Genomic DNA, 3,480 nt, shown 5'->3' with positions numbered 1-3,480 from the left:
TCCGACTGGGTGCCCGGCAATTTCATTGCGGGGGGGGGCGGATAGGGGTTTAAAAGGATGTGGGCAAGTTAAAACAGAAATATTAATATATTTAAAAAACAAAAGAGAAGAGAGAAGAATAAGAAAATGAAACTAAAGAAGATGTTTGCAGTAATTGTTCTGGTAGCCATAATTTCGGTTTCTTTTGCTGGATATCATCATTTTTTTGGCGGGAAAGAACAATTTGAAGGGGATTCATCTCCTCCAATTGTCTCAAATGCTTCCCTAGCTAATGTTTCTATTCTATTAAAATTAGAAGGGGTTTCGGTTAAGATAGCGTCTGATATGAACGAGAGCGCAGTTTGCTCTCTGCTTCAAAAAGAGCTTAAGGCTGATGTGAATCCCGTGGGAGAGGGAGTGTATGAAATAAGGAAAAACATTACAGAGGAACATTTAACAGAGGTTTTGAAGAAGATAAACGCAAGCATAGCAGAGGAAATAGATGATGAGCCGTTTTTTAAGGAAGGTATAACTCCCCAGACAAGGAACGAAACCTGGCAAATAATCAAGACGAAGTTAAATATGCTTGGTCTTGAAAACTTCACTGTGAGGACAAGCGGAGAAAACCTCTTGCATATTAATATCACTGGTGTGGATGCTCAGGATGTTCAGATCGTGAAGGATATAATAGGTGTACCGGGAAAATTTGAAATAAGAATTCAGACGGGTGGTAAAGGTGGAGACATAAATGCAGGACAAAGATTAGAAGATATTGAGAATATCACTGCCCATGTCATTTATGCGAGCGAAGGAATAGAAAGCGCGGGAACGATACCAGTGAGAGTAGGAGGGGACTCACTATGGGGTGTTCCTTTCTCACTGAAAAAGGAAGCTGCTGCTAAGTTGAGGGATGATGCGGAGAAGTATGGTGCTTTGGATAACCCAATGGACCACGAAATCGCTATGCTGCTCGACGATGTGGTGATATATAGTGCTCCTTTGTCACCGGAGCTTGCGAATGAGATGAAGACAAAAAAGATAGAGAACTTAGTTGTTGAAACTGGGCTTGGAGAGGAGGGATTTAAGAAGGCAAAAGAGCTAATAATTCATTTAAGGGCGGGTACAATGCCAGTTAATGTTAAATTAGTTCGTTTTGTTGAACATCTAACCTCATGAGAAGAGGAGATATCACAAAATAAAAAAGGAGTGCATTGAAGAGTAAAAAGCCTATAATGCCCCTCGGATGCCAATTTATTGTGGGATAGCGAGGATTGGGCGTATGTATAAAAATAGAAAGATTTAAAAAGTAATAATAGTGTTATTTACGATAGCGATGGTGCATTCTATGTTTACGATCAGGAGAAGCTAAAAGATGCCCCGGAATTTATTTTGGAGGAAATACTTGAGAAATAGTAGGCAAAATGGGATTATTTGTAAATAAAGAAGTGTTGTGTAAATGGAAGATTAGTTAATACTACCCTGTCGCATTTTCTGGCACATATATCACCTCGCCCGTTGTCAGCCGGTATGCAGTCCCCAACTTCCTGCCTTGTCCGCCCGCGACCTGTTCCGTCATATTCATCACCTTTATCTCCTGCCCCTTCTTGATAATCACCTGCATATTCTCCTGCCCCGGATTCTTCACTACCGTTATATCTGCAGTCGGGTTCAAGAGCTCCGGGACGCTCGCGGATATTACCAGTGCGACGAGAAGAGCAACGGCAAACACCATCGCGGCATCAAACAGGTTTGCGACCCCGTTAAGTGGGTCCTCCCCTTCCTCTTCATCCAGAATCAACCGATTTCGCCTCCTCCCGCTTCTCATTACCATTACCATCACCTTTTATTTCAGTACCTCCACCACGTATTCCATATCACTCAAATCCTGCGTGTACCACCTCTTCTTGACCAATGAGATTGTGTATGCTATACCGCCGCTAAGAAGTCCGAGAACCGTAGTACTGAATGCTACAACCAGATTAGTTGCAAGTTGCTGAATGTTTCCCGCAGTGAGCCCCATCAATGCAGGTCCTAAGGGTATCAATGTGCCCATCAATCCGAACATGGGTCCCAGCTTTACCACCAGCCTCGCCTTCTCGAGCTCCTTTGCTATCCTTAGTTCATAGTCCTGAAGCAGCTTCTCCGCTTCTACCGCGAATTTATTCTCTTTTAGCGATTCTGTAAGGTCATTCAGGAAACTTCTGAGGAAGTCATTAGAGCCACTGGACCTTAGGACTTCTGCTGCTTTTTTGTAATCCTGCATCTGCATATATTTCTTTGCATCTCTACACCCAACCTTTAGTTTGGCTATATCCCTGTTTCTCGATGCATATTCTGATATTAACTGCCCTACGGAAATGAGCGACCATGCGACCAGCCCGAGCAGTATGATAATTACAGGGTAGAGCAACGAGTTCGAAATCATGAACATCGCCCCAATTATTCCTGAAGTTGCGTCCATCTTTTGCCTCCTTTTTCGCTCTTCATTCTTTTATACTTATCCACTAAAAATCCAAGCACTATAAAAAGAGTCATTACTGAGAATGAGAGAACTATCTTATGATAATCTACCGGGAACTCAGGGCTTGGAATGCTTTTAGCCTGAATATATGCCGGGATTATTAAAGGAGATAAGAAGTAAAATAGACCGAAGAATAGCATAACTGTGCCAAGTGTGGAAGGATTTTTGATTTTAAATACACTTGCGATAGAAGAAGTAGCAAAGGAAGATAAGCACACACCGATAAAGAAGATCACGCCCACCAAAAAGCCTATTCTCAGATTGCTGATCCTGGTAAGTCGAGATAGCATCAGACAGGCTAAAAATGTCGCTGTTAAACATACTGGACATGGAACAGAGAGCCAGAGGAAAGTTCTTCTTGAGAGGTCATTGCCACGAGAAAGCCATTCTTTCTTCGTTTTTATCCCGAAATACACAAGCCCTGTTGCGATGATAAGGTGCATTGTAACACCCATTGCAAGTATATTTTGCGTTACATTCAGAGGGATAACACCTACCAGATAGCCGAGTGCGATAGAAGTAATGAAATAAATAAGAGCCACATAAGCAATCTCTCTTCTCCCCAAGTTGGCGAAACCGCATCCTAAACCTGTTTTTAATGCCAGGATTGCTACGCCTATAATCACCCCCAGTGTAATTAGATTGCTTATCTCTGTCATTTATCTTCTGCCCGTGCTCAATTTCTTTGTATTTAGATGAACATTATCTATCTTTGTATTTGGATGACAAATATTACCCCAATATGAAATAGATCTAAACACTCTCAAACGATGTGTCTCAATACGCTACTGGAGGAGGCTGTAATTACAGGATACAGGAATCGAAGCGAACCAATCCGGGACGGGGGAGATTTTTTGCGGTGCAATTTTCTCATAATTCTCTCAGATATGCAGGGAATACTACAAGAACTTCCATATCATACCGTAGATACCGAAGATACCGAAGATGAAGAGAACCAAAAGCATAGTATGTGTGAAGGT

5 protein-coding genes are annotated in these 3,480 nt (G+C 42.0%); 2 read left to right on the top strand and 3 right to left on the bottom strand.

Annotated elements, in window-relative coordinates:
• The first annotated feature begins 126 nt into the window (after nucleotides 1-126).
• Nucleotides 127-1,155: a hypothetical protein gene (locus tag J7J01_08090; GenBank protein ID MCD6210826.1), complete on the top strand. Its 1,029-nt coding sequence runs from the start codon at nucleotides 127-129 to the stop codon at nucleotides 1,153-1,155.
• Nucleotides 1,156-1,453: 298 nt separating this feature from the next.
• On the opposite strand, the gene J7J01_08085 is transcribed toward J7J01_08090, so the two are convergent.
• From J7J01_08085 to J7J01_08075, 3 genes are read right to left on the bottom strand one after another with little or no spacing between them, the layout of a single operon-like run.
• The gene (locus tag J7J01_08085; protein MCD6210825.1) at nucleotides 1,454-1,810 is read right to left on the bottom strand and encodes a DUF2149 domain-containing protein; all 357 of its coding nucleotides are present in this window, start codon (nucleotides 1,808-1,810) and stop codon (nucleotides 1,454-1,456) included.
• A gap of 12 nt (nucleotides 1,811-1,822) precedes the next feature.
• Nucleotides 1,823-2,440, bottom strand: coding sequence for a MotA/TolQ/ExbB proton channel family protein (locus tag J7J01_08080; GenBank protein MCD6210824.1), 618 nt, complete (start codon nucleotides 2,438-2,440; stop codon nucleotides 1,823-1,825).
• A complete protein-coding gene (locus tag J7J01_08075; protein ID MCD6210823.1) occupies nucleotides 2,419-3,159 on the bottom strand; it encodes a DUF2162 domain-containing protein in 741 nt (246 codons plus the stop codon). Before J7J01_08075 ends, J7J01_08080 begins: the two co-directional genes overlap by 22 nt.
• A 111-nt stretch (nucleotides 3,160-3,270) precedes the next feature.
• On the opposite strand from J7J01_08075, the gene J7J01_08070 reads away from it, so the two are divergent.
• On the top strand, nucleotides 3,271-3,480 hold a 210-nt coding region (locus J7J01_08070), incomplete at its 3' end, for a hypothetical protein (GenBank protein MCD6210822.1).

The organism is Methanophagales archaeon (assembly GCA_021159465.1).
GTDB lineage: Archaea > Halobacteriota > Syntropharchaeia > Alkanophagales > Methanospirareceae > G60ANME1.
Note: the sequence above shows the minus strand (reverse complement) of the source record. Positions and strands in the feature narration are given on the sequence as shown.

What these genes read in the sequence shown, in the direction of transcription:
- J7J01_08085 (MCD6210825.1), bottom strand. Translation starts at nt 1,810, where the DNA reads ATGGTAATGAGAAGCGGGAGGAGGCGAAATCGGTTGATTCTGGATGAA.
- J7J01_08090 (MCD6210826.1), top strand. Translation starts at nt 127, where the DNA reads ATGAAACTAAAGAAGATGTTTGCAGTAATTGTTCTGGTAGCCATAATT.
- J7J01_08075 (MCD6210823.1), bottom strand. Translation starts at nt 3,159, where the DNA reads ATGACAGAGATAAGCAATCTAATTACACTGGGGGTGATTATAGGCGTA.
- J7J01_08080 (MCD6210824.1), bottom strand. Translation starts at nt 2,440, where the DNA reads ATGGACGCAACTTCAGGAATAATTGGGGCGATGTTCATGATTTCGAAC.